Annotated in this window: 14 protein-coding genes and 1 riboswitch; of the genes, 5 read left to right on the top strand and 9 right to left on the bottom strand. The window is 61.5% G+C overall.

The window, feature by feature from the left end; translation table 11 throughout:
• Positions 1-202: 202 nt before the first annotated feature.
• Positions 203-1,429, bottom strand: a complete 1,227-nt coding sequence (locus DXC79_RS07545) for an argininosuccinate synthase (RefSeq protein ID WP_035138001.1) — start codon at positions 1,427-1,429, stop codon at positions 203-205.
• A gap of 553 nt (positions 1,430-1,982) precedes the next feature.
• Between DXC79_RS07545 and DXC79_RS07540 the strand changes: the two genes are divergently transcribed.
• The gene (locus DXC79_RS07540; RefSeq protein WP_117584207.1) at positions 1,983-2,810 is read left to right on the top strand and encodes a Cof-type HAD-IIB family hydrolase; all 828 of its coding nucleotides are present in this window, start codon (positions 1,983-1,985) and stop codon (positions 2,808-2,810) included.
• Positions 2,811-3,154: 344 nt separating this feature from the next.
• Here the strand turns inward: DXC79_RS07540 and polA are convergent, their stop codons facing one another.
• Entirely contained in the window at positions 3,155-5,905 is a 2,751-nt protein-coding gene (gene polA, locus DXC79_RS07535; protein ID WP_117635730.1) for a DNA polymerase I, read from the bottom strand.
• 166 nt (positions 5,906-6,071) lie between these two features.
• On the opposite strand from polA, the gene DXC79_RS07530 reads away from it, so the two are divergent.
• Both DXC79_RS07530 and DXC79_RS07525 read left to right on the top strand, forming a co-directional pair.
• Entirely contained in the window at positions 6,072-7,469 is a 1,398-nt protein-coding gene (locus tag DXC79_RS07530) for an aminopeptidase (protein ID WP_117635729.1), read from the top strand.
• 103 nt (positions 7,470-7,572) lie between these two features.
• A complete protein-coding gene (locus tag DXC79_RS07525) occupies positions 7,573-8,382 on the top strand; it encodes a YaaA family protein (protein WP_117635728.1) in 810 nt (269 codons plus the stop codon).
• A 23-nt stretch (positions 8,383-8,405) separates the two neighbouring features.
• Here DXC79_RS07525 and DXC79_RS07520 read toward each other — a convergent pair whose 3' ends face one another.
• Positions 8,406-8,921, bottom strand: coding sequence for a hypothetical protein (locus DXC79_RS07520; RefSeq protein WP_117635727.1), 516 nt, complete (start codon positions 8,919-8,921; stop codon positions 8,406-8,408).
• Positions 8,922-8,983: 62 nt separating this feature from the next.
• A riboswitch (TPP riboswitch) is annotated at positions 8,984-9,100 on the top strand.
• Here DXC79_RS07520 and thiC point away from each other — a divergent pair.
• Together thiC and thiD are read left to right on the top strand one after the other, a co-directional pair.
• Positions 9,092-10,426 (top strand): phosphomethylpyrimidine synthase ThiC, encoded by a 1,335-nt coding sequence (gene thiC / locus DXC79_RS07515; RefSeq protein WP_117635726.1) that lies wholly within the window; start codon positions 9,092-9,094, stop codon positions 10,424-10,426. Its footprint overlaps the riboswitch before it by 9 nt.
• 178 nt (positions 10,427-10,604) lie before the next feature.
• Complete coding sequence (gene thiD / locus DXC79_RS07510; protein WP_117635725.1) at positions 10,605-11,435, top strand: bifunctional hydroxymethylpyrimidine kinase/phosphomethylpyrimidine kinase; 831 nt, start codon at positions 10,605-10,607, stop codon at positions 11,433-11,435.
• Between the two features lie 145 nt (positions 11,436-11,580).
• Here the strand turns inward: thiD and DXC79_RS07505 are convergent, their stop codons facing one another.
• The 6 genes from DXC79_RS07505 to DXC79_RS07480 all read right to left on the bottom strand — a co-directional run bounded on the left by DXC79_RS07505 (position 11,581) and on the right by DXC79_RS07480 (position 17,035).
• The gene (locus tag DXC79_RS07505) at positions 11,581-12,192 is read right to left on the bottom strand and encodes a pentapeptide repeat-containing protein (RefSeq protein WP_117635724.1); all 612 of its coding nucleotides are present in this window, start codon (positions 12,190-12,192) and stop codon (positions 11,581-11,583) included.
• A 79-nt stretch (positions 12,193-12,271) separates the two neighbouring features.
• Positions 12,272-12,931, bottom strand: coding sequence for an SGNH/GDSL hydrolase family protein (locus tag DXC79_RS07500; RefSeq protein ID WP_158550991.1), 660 nt, complete (start codon positions 12,929-12,931; stop codon positions 12,272-12,274).
• A gap of 75 nt (positions 12,932-13,006) precedes the next feature.
• Positions 13,007-14,140 carry a TIGR02452 family protein gene (locus tag DXC79_RS07495; RefSeq protein ID WP_117635722.1) on the bottom strand — a complete coding sequence of 378 codons (1,134 nt, stop codon included), beginning with the start codon at positions 14,138-14,140 and terminating at the stop codon, positions 13,007-13,009.
• Between the two features lie 140 nt (positions 14,141-14,280).
• Positions 14,281-14,976, bottom strand: a complete 696-nt coding sequence (locus tag DXC79_RS07490; RefSeq protein WP_117635721.1) for a Bax inhibitor-1 family protein — start codon at positions 14,974-14,976, stop codon at positions 14,281-14,283.
• A gap of 80 nt (positions 14,977-15,056) precedes the next feature.
• Positions 15,057-15,395: a hypothetical protein gene (locus DXC79_RS07485; protein ID WP_147327487.1), complete on the bottom strand. Its 339-nt coding sequence runs from the start codon at positions 15,393-15,395 to the stop codon at positions 15,057-15,059.
• Positions 15,396-15,772: 377 nt separating this feature from the next.
• Positions 15,773-17,035 (bottom strand): IS30 family transposase, encoded by a 1,263-nt coding sequence (locus DXC79_RS07480; protein ID WP_117635719.1) that lies wholly within the window; start codon positions 17,033-17,035, stop codon positions 15,773-15,775.
• Positions 17,036-17,077 lie beyond the last annotated feature (42 nt).

Genomic DNA, 17,077 nt, shown 5'->3' with positions numbered 1-17,077 from the left:
GCCGCCAAATTGATAGAAGGAGCCCCGCCGGACAACCCCGGCGGGGCTCGGACTCAGCCGCAGACGCGGCATCATATATGCGGGCGGAACGTAGGGGCCACCGATGTTAAGAAGTGTCAGCAAGCATAACGAAAGGTAGGGACCCCGTGCGCCCGTTATGTATCACGCGGATGGGCCGCGCGGATACCAAGGAAAGGAGGCGCTAGGCCTGAGCGGCAGCGGAGCTGGGACCCTGGACCTTTGCCCACGTCTTGAGCGACAGCGTATCGATCTCGATAAAGCCGGCGCTGGCCTTCTCGTCAAACGTGGTGTCGCGGTCGTAGGTAGCCAGACCGTAGTCGTAGAGGCTGAAGGGGCTCTTGCGGCCGACGACATGACAGTTGCCCTTAAAGAACTTCAGACGGACGGTACCGGTCACGAACTTCTGGGTGTCGGCCATAAAGGCGTCGAGCGCGTTTTTGAGCGGGCTGTACCACTGGCCATTGTACACGGCGGTGGCCCAATCCTGCTCGAGCTTAATCTTGGTCTTGAGCAGGTCGCCCTCAACGCAGATATCCTCAAGCGCCTTGTGGGCAGTGATGAGCGTCAGGGCGCCGGGAACCTCGTAGCACTCGCGGCTCTTGAGGCCCACCAGACGATCCTCGACCAGGTCCAGGCGACCAAAGCCGTTGTCGCCCGAAATCTTGTTGAGGGCGATGACGATCTCGGAGAGCTTCATCTTCTTGCCGTCGACGGCGACGGGCTTGCCCGCCTCAAACTCAATCTCGGTATACGTCGGGGTGTCGGGCGTGTCCTCGGGATTCTTGGTCATAACCCAGGCGTCATCGAGCGGCTCGTTCCAGGGATCCTCCAGGTGGCCGCACTCAATGGCACGACCCCACAGGTTATCGTCGATGGAATAGGGGTTGTCATTGGCACCCTCGGGAACCGGCACGTTGTGGGCGTGAGCATAGGCGACCTCGTCGGGACGGCACTTCAGATCCCACTCGCGAACCGGGGCGATAACCTTAAGCTCGGGGTCGAGGGCCTTGACGGCAGCCTCAAAACGAACCTGGTCGTTACCCTTGCCGGTGCAGCCGTGAGCGACGTAGGTCGCGCCAAACTCGTGAGCGACCTCGACAAGCTTCTTGGCGAGCAACGGGCGGGACAGGGCGGAGAGCAGCGGATACTTGTTCTCGTACATAGAGTTTGCGGCGATAGCCTTAGTCAGGAACTCATCGGAGAACTCGTCGCGCAGATCGAGCACCTGGCAATCCAGAACGCCCAGGTCGAGGGCCTTCTGCTTCTTGGCGTCCAGACCGGTCTCCTCCTGGCCCACGTTGCCGCAGACACAAACAACATCGAGATTCTTCTCGTCCTGGAGCCACTTGACACATACGGATGTATCAAGACCACCGGAATATGCGAGAACGACTTTTTCCTTGCTCATGGCTGTTTCCTTTCGCCCTTGGTAGCTAGTTAGAACATCGGTCAGTTGCAAGTCATTTCGAGGTCAAAAACCGTGCAATATCAGGTTAAATAGCAAAAAGCAGCACAACATGCCCTAGAAACATGCAGCAATGTCGTGCTAAAACCCAACGACCTCAAAATGACTCTGTTGAGGCAATTCGCCCCATACGGACAGAGACGATTGTTATCGTCGTCGGGAAATTGCGCGCTGGCGTCGGATGGCATTGTCTGCAGTAGTGATGATCTTTACGAACTGCATCTGCCTCTCCTTTCACCTATCGCCGGGCGCAATTCTAATATCGCAAACGGTACCTTTTCCTCGGTAAGCGGTGCTTTTGCCGTCTCCGTTTTCGATGGTCGCTATATTACGCTAAAGTGCCTGCTGTACAAGCGACAAATTCAAATTTCTGAAAAGTTTTTTCATTAGTTTGTGAATTGCAGTGCAAGTACGCACCATTCCTGCGAAAATACGCTCGATTACATAGCAGAGGGTCATTACGCCCGAAACAATCTGGAAACGGAAAGGCGCATTTATGCAGACTTATGAATCAGACGCCAACATCGGCAACATTAAACTCATCGCCGTCGACATGGACAAGACGCTGCTCACCGACGAGCGCGTGTTGCCGCAGGGTCTTGATGAGCGTCTGGACAAGCTCGCCGACGCCGGCATCGTATTCTGCCCCGCCAGCGGACGTCCCGCTCCCAAGCTCGAGGAGATGTTCGAGGGCATCAAGAACCGCCTTGCTTTTTGTCCCGACAACGGAGCCTGCGTCATCTATCGCGGCAGCTATATCTATAAGAGCAACATCGATGTGGCGCTGTATCAGCAGGTGCTCGCTCGTGCCTCGGAGGACCCGCGCGCCGTTCCCGTCCTGTGCTGCTACGACGAGTTCTATGTGCTCGCCCGCGACCATCAATTCCACGACGAGATCAGCGTCTACTACAACACGATCAACTACGTCGACACCTTTGAGGGCATTGATATCGAGTCCAATAAGATCTCGATCTTTTTCCCTGCCTACGATGCCGAGCCCGCGTTCCGCGAGACCTATAACCCCGCGTTCTCGGATCAGCTCTATGTCACCAATGCCGGCCGCGAGTGGATCGACTTTATGAACCTGGGTGTCGACAAGGGCGCCGGCGTCGCGCATCTGTGCGAGCAGTTGGGCATTGATATCGCCGATGCCGCCGCCGTGGGCGATACCTACAACGACATCCCCATGCTGGAGCGCGTCGGACACAGCTTTATCGTGGACAATGCCGAGGAGCACATGAACGCGCATGCCAAGTGGCGTATTCCGAGCAACAACGACGGGGGCGTACTGACGCTCATCGACGCCATCTTGGCGGCTCGTTAACGTGGCTCGTCGGGCCTGGCCGGGCGTCGCGGGTTAACTTTTCGCTCGGTCAGGTCCTGCGCAAGACGAAAGCCACATTAAGTGGCTTTCTTTGCGTGCGGAATCTACGAAAAGTTAACCCGCGACGCCCGGCCAGGCCCTAGGTTTACTTACCTGCCGCCAAGATGGCGTCTTGAGTGTCTAGATACTTAGCTGAAATGATTTGAGCAGAGGGGAGCCCCTTGTTGGAAGGGGCTCCCCTCTGTTTTGGTTTACTGTGGGACAAATTAATCAGTAGTGTTTGTCCCAAATCTTAAGTATGTGGGGGCTTGCGCCTGGGCGAGCTTGCCTTACGGAGTGCTTTCCTATTTCGCGTCGGCCCAGGTTACTCCGGTTGAGGCTTCGGCGATCAACGGGACGCGGAGGTCTACTACGTGTTCCATGACGTCGCGGACCATGGCGGTGAGGCGCTCGACTTCGTTGACGGGGCACTCAAAGTCCAGTTCGTCGTGTACCTGCAGAATCATGTGGGCGGCAAAGCCCTCTTCTTCCAGACGGCGGCTCACGCGGGCCATCGCGATCTTGATGATGTCGGCCGCAGTGCCCTGCATGGGGTGGTTCATGGCCGTGCGCTCGCCAAAGCCGCGGAGTTGCGGGTTTTTGGCCTTGAGCTCGGGAATATGGCGTCTGCGGCCATACATGGTCTCGGCATAGCCCGTCTGCTTGGCACGTGCCACCACGTTGTCGAGGAACTTGCGCACGCCCGGGTAGGCCTCGTAGTAGCGATCGATCATGTCGCGCGCCTCGGCCATCGAGATGTGCAGCGACTGCGACAGGCCATAGGCCTGCTGGCCGTACACAATGCCAAAGTTCACGGCCTTGGCGCGGCTGCGCAGGTCGGGTGTCACCTCGGACACCGGCACGCCAAATACGCGCGCGGCCGTCTCGGCATGGAAGTCCTCGCCCTCGTTGAAGGCGCGCACCAGGTGCTCGTCACCCGAAAGATGCGCGAGCAGGCGCAGCTCGATCTGCGAGTAGTCCACCGCCAAAAAGACGCTGCCCTCGCCCGCCGAGAACGCCGTCTTGACGGTACGACCCAGCTCAGAGCGCGTCGGAATGTTCTGCAGGTTCGGGTCGCTCGAGGACAGACGTCCCGTTGCGGTAATGGTCTGGTTGTACGTGGTGTGCACGCGACCGTCACCACGGCGCAGCGGGCCCAGCGTGTCCAGATAGGTCGACTTAATCTTGGACTTCTCGCGCCAGTCCAAAATCAGGCGCACGATCTCGTGGTCGCGGGCAAGGTCGCTCAACACCTTGGCGTTGGTCGAATAGTAGCCGCGCTTGGTCTTTTTGAGGCCCTTGGTCGGAAGCCCCATAACATCAAACAGCACGTGCGAGAGCTGCATGGGGCTGCCGATGTTAAAGGTCTCGTCGCCAGCCAGGTCGCGAATGCTGCGCTCAACCTCGGAAATCTGGGTCGCCAGGCCCTCGGACAGACTGTGCAGGCGGTCGGGGTCCACGAGCATGCCCGCGCGCTCCATCTTGGCAAGCACCGGCACGAGCGGCATCTCGATGCCATCGAACACGTTGGCGGCATTCTCACGGGCCATGCACTCGCGCAACGGTGCCACGAGCGCCAGCGTCAAGGCCGCAGTACGGGCGGCAGGCGCAGGAGCGTCCTCGCCGGCACCCTCTGCGCCGCGCGCCGCAGGCAGCGCCATCTGCAGATAGGTATCGGCCAGATACGCCTCATCGAACTCGGAGCGATCGGAATCCAGCAGATAGGCAGCGACCACGGTATCGAAGATACGCGTGGAATCAGCGGACAGCGGGTCCATGAGCTCGGGCTCAGAAGAGTCGACGGGCGAAAGCTCATGCAGCAGCGCCTTCGTATCCGGGCTCGCCACACGGCCTTCCATAAACAGACGCGCGAGCACGCCGGCAATCACGCCGTGGGCGAAGTTGAAGCCCTCAACCTCAGCCGCCGCACCGCTGTCGCCCTCCTCGAGCGCAAACAGGCCCTTGGACGTCGCCAACCACAGCGTGCGCGTCAGCCCAAAGAGCGCGCCCTCTTCCTTGTCATCGTCCACCACGGCGGCGACCCACTCGCCGACATCAATCGCGCGGGAGACCTCATCTGCAACGGCACCAAGCGCGTCAGTATCGCCGGCGGCTGCGCGCAAAACGGCGGGCATCTCAAACGTGCTGACAGTGGCAGCAGCGCCACCCTCGCCGCCGATCAGCGCCAAGAAACGGTTCTGCATGGCGGTGATGCCGAGCGTGCCCAGTGCCGCGGAAACCTCATCGGCGGAAAACGCCGGGAAGGACGTCGCCTCAAAATCGAGCTCAACGGGTGCATCGGTGCGGATGGTTGCGACCTTGCGGCTCAGCAGCGCATCATCGATGTGCGCGCGCAGGTTTTCTCCCATCTTGCCCTTGACCTCGTCGGCGTGTGCGATGACCTCGTCCAGGCTACCGTACTGCGCAATGAGCGCGCTCGCCTTTTTGGGGCCGATGCCCGGCACGCCGGGGATGTTGTCGGACGTGTCGCCCTTCAGACCATAAAAATCGGGCACGAGCGCCGGCGTGATGCCGTGATACAGATCGTCCACGCTCTCGGGCGTCATGATCGCCACGTCGGACAGGCCCTTGCGGGTCGAGACCACGTTAACGTGCTCGGTCACGAGCTGATACATATCGCGATCACCGGTCACCAGCAACATATCACAGCCGGCCTGCTCGCCCAGGCGCGCCATAGTGCCCAAGATGTCATCGCCTTCCCAGCCCTCGGACTGCAAAATCGGCACGTTGAGTGCGGCGAGCAGCTCCTTAATCATGGGAAACTGTGCGTGCAGATCGGGGTCCATGGGCGGGCGCTGAGCCTTGTACTGCGGCAGCATCTCCATGCGCACGCGCGGCTTGCCCTTGTCAAACGCCACGACAACGCCGTCGGGATTAAAGGCGTCAATCATCTTGAGGAACATATTCAAAAAGCCAAAGATCGCGTTGGTGGGACGACCGTCCGGCGCGTTCATGGTGGGCGGCACGGCGTGGAAGGCGCGGTGCATGAGCGAGTTGCCGTCGATGACGGCAAAGGTACGGCGCTTGTCAGACATATTGAATACCTCGCTTTGGGCTGGGCACGGCTTGCTCACACCAGTTTACACGCTCCCCGCCCCACAGCCACAGCACATCAAGCTTCCCCGCCGCCGCGGGCCCGCGCGTGATACGATGGCTCACGGTACATCAACCAGCACGATCGATCCGAAAGGAGCCTGCGTCATGGAGCGTCCCTGCGCATGGAAAAAGTACACGCCACAGCAAATCGAGGAGCTCGAGGAGCTTTGCCGCGGCTATAAGCAGTTTTTGAGCGAGAACAAGACCGAGCGCTTGTGCGTCAAGACCGGCATCAAGATGGCCGAGGAGGCGGGCTACGTCGACCTGGAGACTGTGATCGCCGAGGGCCGCGAGCTCAAGGCCGGCGACAAGGTGTTCGCCGCCAACCACGGCAAGGACCTGATGCTCGTCAACCTGGGAACCGCCCCGCTCGAGCAGGGCTTTAACATCCTGGGCGCCCACGTGGACTCGCCGCGCCTGGACCTCAAGCAGAACCCCGCCTTCGAGGCCGGCGACATGGCTTATCTCGACACGCACTACTATGGCGGCGTCAAGAGCTACCACTGGGTCGCTTCCCCGCTCGCACTCGTAGGCGTCATCTGCAAAAAGGACGGCACCACCGTCGACATCAACATCGGTGACAAGGCCGACGACCCGGTCTTTACCATCTCCGACCTGCTGATCCACCTCTCGAGCGAGCAGATGGCCAAGCCCGCCAAGGACGCCGTCGACGCCGAGATCCTCGACGTGATCGTGGGCGGCCGCCCCGTCAAGTTTGACGAGGACGACAAGGACGCCCCCAAGGAGCCCGTCAAGCAGATGTTCCTGGACATCCTCAAGGAGCAGTACGCCGTCGAGGAGGAGGACTTCCTCTCCGCCGAGATCGAGGTCGTGCCCGCCGGCCCGGCCCGCGACATGGGCCTCGACCGCTCCATGATTCTGGGCTATGGCCACGACGACCGCGTCTGTGCCTACCCCTCCATGCTCGCCCAGATCAATGTGGCCAATGTCGAGCGCACGAGCATCACGCTCATTGTCGACAAGGAGGAGATCGGCTCCGTGGGCGCCACCGGCATGACGAGCCGCTTCTTCGAGAACACCGTCGCCGAGATCATGACGCTCGCCGGCGAGGATAGCCCGCTGGCCCTGCGCCGCGCGCTCGCCCGCAGCCGCATGCTCTCCTCTGACGTGTCTGCCGGCTTCGACCCGGGCTATGCTGGCAAGTTCGAGACCAAGAACGCAGCCTTCATGGGTCGCGGCCTGTGCTTTAACAAGTACACGGGCAGCCGCGGCAAGGGCGGCTCCAACGACGCCGACGCCGAGTATGTGGCCCTCATCCGCGACATCATGGACGAGGCAGGCGTGGACTTCCAGACCTGCGAGCTCGGCCGCGTCAACGCGGGCGGCGGCGGCACCATCGCCTACATCATGGCCAAGTACGGCATGAACGTCATCGACTCCGGCGTTGCCGTCCTGTCCATGCACGCCCTGTGGGAGGTCGCCAACAAGGCCGATATCTACGAGGCCTACCGCGGCTACAAGGCCTTCATCGAGCGCGCCTAACCAACCCTTCGTCAGTTGCGGTGAAATACGGACTAAACTGGCCCACAAACGGCCAAGACAGACCGTATTCCACCGCAACTTCCTTTTTGGCAGAGGAGAGTCCATGCTGCAGGTCATCATTTCGCCCGCCAAGCAAATGCGCGCGGCCCAAGATGCTTTTGAAGTCCAGGGCATTCCACCCTCTGCGCACGAGACGGCTCGCCTCCACCGCGCATTGCTAGATATCGAGCGGAATGAAGGCAGCGGCGGCCTGCAGGCGCTGTGGAACGTGAGTGACAAACTGCTGGGACCTTGCCTCAACACCCTGCGTGAGTTCCGGCCCATCCTGAATAACGGCGATCTCGACAATCCCGCACTCGCCCGCCACCTCTCCCCTGCCGTCATGTCCTATCACGGCATTCAATACGAGAGCATGGCGCCCGAGGTGATGGATTCCGCGCAGCTCGCATGGCTGCAAGACCATCTGTGGATCCTCTCGGGCCTTTACGGATGCGCACGCCCCTTCCACGGCGTGTCGCCCTATCGGCTCGAAATGGGGGCGAAGCTTGCCGTCGACGATGCCCGAGACCTCTACGCGTTTTGGGGCGACAAACTCGCACGGGTCATCGCTCCGGCGGGCTCCAACGCTACGATCGTCAACCTTGCCAGCGTGGAATACGCCAAAGCCGTCCTGCCCCATGCTGCACAGGATACAACGGTTATCACCTGCCTTTTTGGCGAAGACGTCCGCAACGATAAGCCCGTTCAGCGATCGACCGCCAGCAAAAAGGCGCGCGGCTCCATGGTGCGCTGGATGGCAGAAAACAAGCTCGAGGATGTAAGCGGGCTCACCGCATTCAACATCGGCTATCGTCACATCCCCGAGCTTTCAGACAAAAACACCCTGGTTTTCATGAACGCGCAGGCACAATAGGCCCGCCGTTTCCAAACACTCCGTTACTCCGCCAAGCCATCGGCCTTTGCAATCCCGTTTGTCGAACCGTCCTGATAGACAATCTTGACGTGCTCAACCTCGGACACCGCAACACCCGTCGGAGGCTCCAGACGCCATTCCGTCAGGGCGATATCCATAGTCGTGGGCACATCTCCTTGATCTTTGAGCTTCACCGTCAGCGTTTTGAGCGCCGCATCATACGTCACGCGTTCGATTTCCTCACCAGGAATAGACCCACCGCTCAGCTGAAGCTGGACAAATCCATCGCGCGAATACCAATAGTCGCCCGGCGCGGCAACGGTATTGCCGCCCGTAACCTTCACTGTCATGATCGGCAGGGCATCGTCGGCCTCGAACTCCCATGCAGCGCCGCCGTGACCGCCAAACGTCCAGATAAAAAAGGCAATCACCAGCACGGCAAGCACCGCAAAACCAATCGCGACAAGGCCATGGTGCGCACGGCTTTCCTCGGCCGATACATCCCATTGCGTCTCTCGATATAGATGCTTGTCTTCCATGTTCGCCTCCCCACAGGCACGCTCGTTGGCCCAATCGTACCCATTCAGGCTATACTTGAGCCCATGACATAACGGGGAGCTTGCAGGACAAGACGACAGGCTGAGATTGGGCGCGCCCGCCCTGACCCGCAAACCTGATATGGGTAATGCCAACGAAGGGAGCCGTGCCAATGAGCACACAGACCGAGCCCAAGCTCGTCACACAAATCGACTTCGCCCGCGCCGGGCAGATCACACCGCAGATGAAGGAGGTCGCCGAGCGCGAGCATCGCGACCCCGAGTACATCCGCGAGCGCGTGGCCGACGGCCGCATCGCCATTCCCGCCAACATCGTGCATATCAAAAAGGGCATGCGCGCCTTTGGTGTCGGCGAGGGCCTGGCCACCAAGGTCAACGTCAACCTGGGCATCTCGGGCGACAAGGCCGATGCCGCCGAGGAGTGGAAGAAGGTCAAGATCGCCGAGGACTACGGCGCCGACGCCATCATGGACCTCTCCAACTCGGGCAAGACGCGCCAGTTCCGCCAGCAGCTCATCGACGAGACGCCGCTCATGGTGGGCACGGTGCCCATGTACGACGCCATCGGCTACATGGAAAAGCCGCTGGTCAAGCTTACCAAGGACGACCTGCTCGAGGTCGTGCGCGCACACGCCGAGGACGGCGTGGACTTTATGACCATCCACTGCGGCATCAACAAATCGGTCATCAAGACCTTTAAGGAGACCGGCCGCCTGATGAACATCGTCAGCCGCGGCGGCTCGCTGCTGTTTGGCTGGATGGAGGTCACCGGCAACGAGAACCCCTTCTACGAGTTTTACGACGAGGTGCTCGAGATCTGCCACGAGTACGATGTGACGATCTCGCTCGGCGACTCCTGCCGCCCGGGCTGTCTCTACGACTCCAACGACGCCACCGAGACCGCCGAGATGATCGAGCTGGGCAAGCTGTGCAAGCGCGCCTGGGCCGCCGGCGTCCAGGTCATGGTCGAGGGCCCGGGCCACATGGCGCTCGACGAGATCGCCGCCAACATGAAACTGCAGAAGCGTCTGTGCCACAACGCCCCGTTCTATGTGCTCGGGCCGCTGGTGACCGATATCGGCGTGGGTTACGACCACATCACCGCTGCCATCGGCGGCGCCATCTCCGCCAGCTCCGGCGCCGACTTCCTGTGCTACGTGACGCCGGCCGAGCACTTGTGCCTGCCCAACGCCCAGGACGTGCTCGATGGCCTCATGGCCACCAAGATTGCCGCGCACGCCGCCGATATCGCCAAGAAGGTGCCGCACGCCCGCGACATGGATGACAAGATGGGCCAGGCACGTCGCAAGCTCGACTGGGATGCCATGTGGAAGTGTGCTCTCGATCCGGTCACCGGTAAGAAGCGCTACGAGGAATCCCCCGCCGCCACCGAGGGCACCTGCACCATGTGCGGCAAGATGTGCGCCGTCCGCACCGTTAACAAGGTGTTCGAAGGCACGACGATCGACCTCGGCATGGAGGACTAACTCGTCATCGGAGCCACAATCGGTAACATGGTGTTCGTCAATTGTTGACGTGTGAACATTTGCTTACATTTGCGTAAAGATTGCATCGCCCGCCCGGGTTCGACATAGAGTCGGCCCGGGCATCTTTATAATGCTGGCTTAAAGACCCATTTGATTCCGACCGAACAAGGGAGCAAACATGGATCGCAGTAAGGTACCTGCCGTCCTGTCCATCGCAGGATCCGATTCCAGCGGCGGCGCCGGCATTCAGGCCGACATCAAGACCATCACGGCGCACCGCCTGTATGCCGAGACGGCCATCACCGCCATCACCGCACAAAACACGCTCGGTGTCACCGCCGTGCAGAATATCTCCCCTGATATCGTCGCTGCGCAGATCGACGCCGTATTTGACGATATCCGCCCCAGCGCCGTCAAGATCGGCATGGTTTCCTCTGCCGAGATTATCGAGGTTATCGCCGACCGCCTGAGCGCCTGGAACGCGACAAACGTGGTCGTCGACCCCGTCATGGTAGCCACCTCGGGCGCACGGCTGATTGCCGAAGATGCCGCCGAGGCGCTCACCCGCCGCCTGTTCCCACTAGCAACCGTCATCACGCCCAATATTCCCGAGGCCATGGCCCTGCTTGACTACGAGGTCGACTCCGAGCGCACACAGCAAAATGCTGCCATGCTCCTCACCCGCCGCTTTGGTTGCGCATCCCTCGTTAAGGGTGGGCATCTTGTCAACGAGGCTAACGATGTATTGGCCGAACCCGCACCACTCGATGACGAGGGCAACCATCTGGGCGATCCGCTCACCACGTGGTTCCGCCACAAGCGCATCGAGACCGACAACACACACGGCACCGGCTGCACGCTTTCGTCCGCCATCGCCTGCGCGCTGGCCCAGGGCATGGATCTTGCCGACGCCGTCAACGGCGGCAAGGCCTACCTAACCGGCGCTCTGGCCGCCGGCCTGAACATGGGCAAAGGCTCCGGCCCTGTCAACCACATGTGGCAGTACTAAATAGCCAGTAACCTGCCAAAAAGGGACAGGCTACCTTGCACCAAAAACCGTCGCAACATTCGATGAAAATCGTGCAAACGCAAAAAATCATTAAATGTTGCGACGGTTTGATTTTAGATAGCGGTCGAGCAAAGGACCAGAGCGCCTATTCGTCGGCGAGTTGAATTCCCAACAAACCCGAGAGTGCCAGCGCCTGCTCGGCATTGACCGTCAAGCCACGCAACTCATGGTAATCGCCCGAAACAACGGGCGCTGCAAATGTACAGCGCGACACATCAACGCCGGAAAGCGACGTCTTGAACACATCAACACGCGTCAGGTCACAGCCATCCAGGCGTATCTGAACCAGCTTGGCACCCTGAAACGCAGCCTCTCTCAGACGTGTATCGCATGCTGTCATAGGGCCAATGCGTCCCTCCGAAAGGTTCGCATAGCTCAAATCGCACGATCCAAACGACACGCTCGACAGGCGCGCCTTGAGCAAGTTGAGTCCCGGTGCCGAGCAGTCAACGAAGTCACAGCGGCTGAGCCAGCAGCCTTCCATGTTGCAGCGGATAAAGCGGCAACCGCGAAACACCACGTCGCGAAACGTCGAGCCGCTCCAGTCAACGCTATCGAACTCGCAAGATCGGAACACAACGCCATCGAAGGTCGCGCCGTTCGCCACGTCGTAGGCAAGATCCAAATCCTCAAAAGCGGTATTGGAGACGAGCTCATCGCCCTCGGCAAAGAGGTCGATGAGCTCGTCCATGCCCATATGGCAGCCAATCCGTTCGTTTACCCGGGCAAAACCACCACAAAGGTGCCTGTCCCCTTTGCGGTGGCTTGGGGTCGCGCTACTCACCGAGCATCTCTTGGAGCTTGGCTGCCACGGCATGTCCCAAGCTCTCGTGGCTTTCGGGCATCATATGCAGATAGTCGATATCGCCCGGCTCGGCAAACTCGGCGGCATTCAAAAAGTCGCAGCCAAACTGCTCAGCTACGTGCGCATAGTATTCAGCAAAATGCTCCGAGGCCTCGACGGAACGCTCGTCAAAATCGGTCATATATACATCGGCGATTTGGGGCTTGATCTTGATAGGTGCCATCAGCAGAATACGCGGGCAGGGTGCGGCATTGGTCCAGGGAAATGCACGCACCGCGCGAATCAGCGCCATGGTGCCACGGGCAATATCGGAGGCCGTCACACCAAAGACCGTCTTGCAATCGTTAGTTCCCAGCATAATAACGATCGCATCCAGCGGCTTATGAGCCTCGAGCAGCATCGGCAGCGCGCGGATGCCGTTAAGATTGGTGTCCAGATGGCACATATCGTCGCGTACCGTCGTGCGGCCGTTGAGGCCTTCTTCAATTACATGCCAGCCCTCGCCTAAATCACGTTGGGCCACGCCACACCAGCGCACATCCTGCGCATAGCGCACCGAAATGCCATCGCGCATACCAGCCGGATCATAGCCATAGGTGTTGCTGTCACCAAAGCACAGAACGTTTTTCATCGTAAGCTCCCCACTCAATAAAAAGCCGACGGGAGCAGCCCCCGTCGGCTCGGCATGTCGCATCACGTGCACCGTTTACAGGTACTTGCGCCAGTCGTCGTCATCCTCATCGTCCTCGGCAGCGGCCTGAGCCTGCTCGGCGGCACGGGCGGCTGCGGCGCGGGCGGCAACCTGAGCATAGGACTCCTCGTTTCGCTCGGGGAAGTTTGCCAGCACGTGCTCGAATTTGGCGAAGTCCTCGTCCCAGCGCGTAGAGGGCACGGCAAAGAAGACCTGCTTGACCTTGAAGTCGCCCGATGCGAGCTCCTTGCGGAAGAGCTCGGCCACGGCCTCGGCATCAAAGCCGTTGTTGTCGCAGCCCCATGCGCCCAGCACGAGCTTCTCGCGACCCAACTCGTCGCAGATGGCGAGCACAAAGCGGATGCGGTCGCGCAGGGCATCCAGCAGAGCATCGTCGCTCACGCGATACTCCTGGCGGGCACGCTTGACGTTGGGCGCGGCGGCCACGATCACGTCGGCATAGGCGTGCACATGCTTGCGCTCGAAGCGCACCGCGGGCACCACCAGCGCACGGTTGCGGTACAGCTCACAGTTGATGTTGCGGCGACGGTTCTCACCGTACCACTTACGCTGCCTATCGAGAACGTTGTACAGATACGAATCGGCGCACAGCGTGGCCTCCTGGCCCAGATAACCCTGAATATATCCACCGCCCGGATTGGTAAACGAGGCAAAGGCGAGCACGGCCATGTCGCAGAACTGCGCATAGCCGCGACCGTTATCGAGGATTGTCTGCGTGGCGGAGGCATCGAGCACAGTGACCTCGGGCAGAACCGGAGCGGGCTCCTCAGCAGGCGCGGACTCAGCTTCGGCGATTTCCTCGGCAGGCTCCTCGACGGGCTCGGGCGCTGCCTCGGTCTCGGGCGCTGCCTCGACCTCGGCAGTCTCCGCGTCCTCGACGTCCTCGGCGACCTGCTCTTCGGGGGCCACAGCAGTCTGAACCTTGGCCTTCATCGCCGCGACAAAGCCGGCGGGCATGCCGTCAAACTCGCGAACACCGGCAAGCGAACGCTCGATATCCTTGGCGCACGCTTCGGACACAGTCGCCACATGGCGCTCGGCGGCCTTGGCACGCGCCTCACGCTTGGGATTGGGCTGTCCCGCGCGGTTGGGCCTGCGGTTACGGTTCCTGTTGTCGACGTCTGCCATACGTGGCCACCTTTCCTGTCGCTGCCGCTGTCGGCTTTTTCCCATCCATGATACCCCGCCGTGCACAAAAAAGACGGCCCCGCAGGACCGCCTTTCACATCGTTTTACCGCGTCCGACAAGAAACGCTGCAATCCCCGCGCTAGTCGCGACGACCGAGGATGTTCAGGATGCGCAGGAACACGTTGATAATGTCCACGAACAGGTTGGACGCCATGAGCACCGCATTGGGCAGCGTGGGCGGCACCGTCGTGGCAACATAGGTATCGTAGCCAATAAAGCCGGCGAACACCACGATCACGATCAGGTCGGTGATGGTCTGCGAGACGCCCATGAACATCAGCACGATCTCGACCAGAATAGTGGCGAGCAGAATGCCAAAACCGATGCCATATACGCGCTGGAAAAACTTGGGGAACGTCACGCCCAAGGCGCCAAAGACAAAGGTGATGGCGGCGGTGGCGATAAAGGCGGTGTTGATGGTGGGCAGGTCGTAGTTGGCAAGGCCAAACGACGCGGTCAGGCCAAAGGTGCTCGCAAAGATCACGTAGCCCACGAGTGACAGGCCCACGGACTGTTTGCTGGCAGCAGCCGACATCATGACCATGCCGACGATGGTCAAAATAAATGAGCCAAAGACCAGCGGCAAAGCGGCGCCGCTCATCATCATGCGCGCAAACGACATGGTGCTCGTAAAGTAAACACCGGCGCCCATGGCGCAAAAGCCCAAAAAGATCAGAGCAGACATGACAAGGTTGTACGCGCGCGGCGACATCTCCTTGGCACGGCTTGCGCCGGTCTCGATGGGGCCATTCTGATAGCCCTGGATATCGTTCATAATTTCGTCCTTTCAAAAAGCACCGCGACGGCGCCGTAGCTGACAAGTTTCCTGCCATTGTACCCGAACGCCACGCGTTCTTACCTGCGGCGCTCGCTCTCGAGTGTTCGGTCGAACGCCCACACCCACCAACGCATCACGTGTGCCTGCGAGCCGTCCGCCCGCTCGCGCGTCTGGTCCTCCAGATACAACTCGGTCGCGTGCCCGCCAAAACGCACCTTATAGGTTGCCGTACGAATGCCGTGAACCGTCAGGCCAAACCCAGTGGTCGAGACAATCTCGTCAATCGTAAAGCAACGACCGTCGACCCAGCAGACGGTGACCGGCACGACCTGTCCGCCCGCGAGGATGCGAGCCACGACGTCCACATACTGCTTGTGCACGCGCCGAGTTTTGCCATCTGTCTGTCGATATTCCATGCCTCCTATTATCGAACGCATGTTTGCATGTTGTAAAGCGAACAGGCTGTGGTTTTGGGATGTTGGGACGCGCGCACGTGTCCTCATGGCGTGTTAGCAAAAAGAACACCCGCGGTCAACAGGGCTAATATTCAATGTTAGTGCCAAAAAATGGTTGATTTTCAATCTCAACGCAACAGCCTGAACGGACCCCGCGTTTCCGCAGCTAGCGCAACGCGGAAATAGCCCCCGGCGCCTGGCCGTCGCCTCGTTTCCGCAGGTGGAGAGGCTGTGGAGGCCGGTGCCCCCATGCCGCCGCCGCATGCTCCGCCAGCCCGCCGCGCAGCCGTTCCGGACTCAGCGCAACGGGCCCTCCGGCCCATGTCCCGGCCCGCCGCCTATCCCGCCAGCGGCCCCTCGCCCCTCGCGGCCCTGGCCCTGTCGATGCAGCCGGGCGTGAGGTCGAGCTCGCCGGGCGCCAGCTCCTCTATCCCGAACGCGTCCATGAGGGCGGAGGCGTCCTCCCCGAGGGCCATCCGCAGCACGCGCGCCGGCGTCAGGAACCCGAGCGCCCCCCTCGGCTCGGAGTTCACCTGCGACATGAGCAGCGCGCAGTCCGCCGCCTCCAGCCGGTCGAACCTGGCCCCGGCGCCCTTGGGCAGCAGCTTCCTGATCTCCACGTGGTTCTTCTCGCACGCGCCCTTCTGCTGGCTCTGCCGGGGGTCGCAGTAGAAGAGCCTGGTCTCGCCGTCCCGCTCGCCGAGCAGCGCCGCGATGGCGCCCTCGTCGGCGAACTCGCTGCCGTTGTCGGTGAGCACGGCGCCGAAGGCGCGCCTCGCGCCGTCCTCGCCGAGGACCCCGCGCAGGGAGGAGAGCGCCGCCAGGACCGAGGCGCACGTGCCGTCCGGCAGCGGCAGGGCCAGCTGGAAGCGGCTCGGGCGGTGCAGGAGCGTGAGGAGCCTGGCGGAGTCGCCCCTGGAGCCCTCGACGGTGTCCATCTCCCAGGCCGCGGCGCAGGCGTCCTCGCCGAGCGCGAGGAACGACGCGTGCGACCTGCGCGCCGAGTGGGACGTCGCCCTCCCCGGGGCCCGGCGCGACCTCGGCCTGTAGCCGACCTTGCGCCTGAGCTCCATGTTCGTCATGCCGTCGTATCCGGCGTCCACCCACCTGTAGACGGTGGAGGCGCTGAGCCCGGGGGTCGCCGCCGCTATCTGCTGCGGGGAGAGCCCGCGCGCGAGCCCGTCCCTGATGGCCGCGAGCTTGGCGGCGGCGCCCTCCTCGGACTCGTCGATCCCGGACCTGCTCGCCGACAGCTCGGCGTCGGCCGCCTCCTGCGCCCTCCTGGCGCTGTAGAACACCCTGGGCCTCCTCGAGCAGCCGTAGCCCCTCCTGTGCGAGCAGCCGTTGCAGCACCTCGGCCACGCCGAGAGCCTGGGGCAGGCCCCCGACAGGTCCGCGGGCGCGGGCTCGCCGTAGCGCGAGCGCGGCGCGGTGACGTAGCGGTGCGCCGCCACCTCCCTGGTCACGGTCGAGGGCGACCTGCCGAGCTCCGCGGCGATCTCGCGGGCGCTGCGGTTGCGGTCGAGCATCCTCTCGACCGTGTTCCTCTCGTGCCTCGTGAGCCTCCCGTACGACCTTCCGGACGGCTTGGGTCTGGACATTTCGGCCTCCCTCCATCGCGGGCCGGGGGATTCCGGCCCCTC

The organism is Collinsella sp. TF08-11AT, assembly GCF_003437035.1.
Classification (GTDB): Bacteria; Actinomycetota; Coriobacteriia; order Coriobacteriales; family Coriobacteriaceae; genus Collinsella.
Note: the sequence above shows the minus strand (reverse complement) of the source record. Positions and strands in the feature narration are given on the sequence as shown.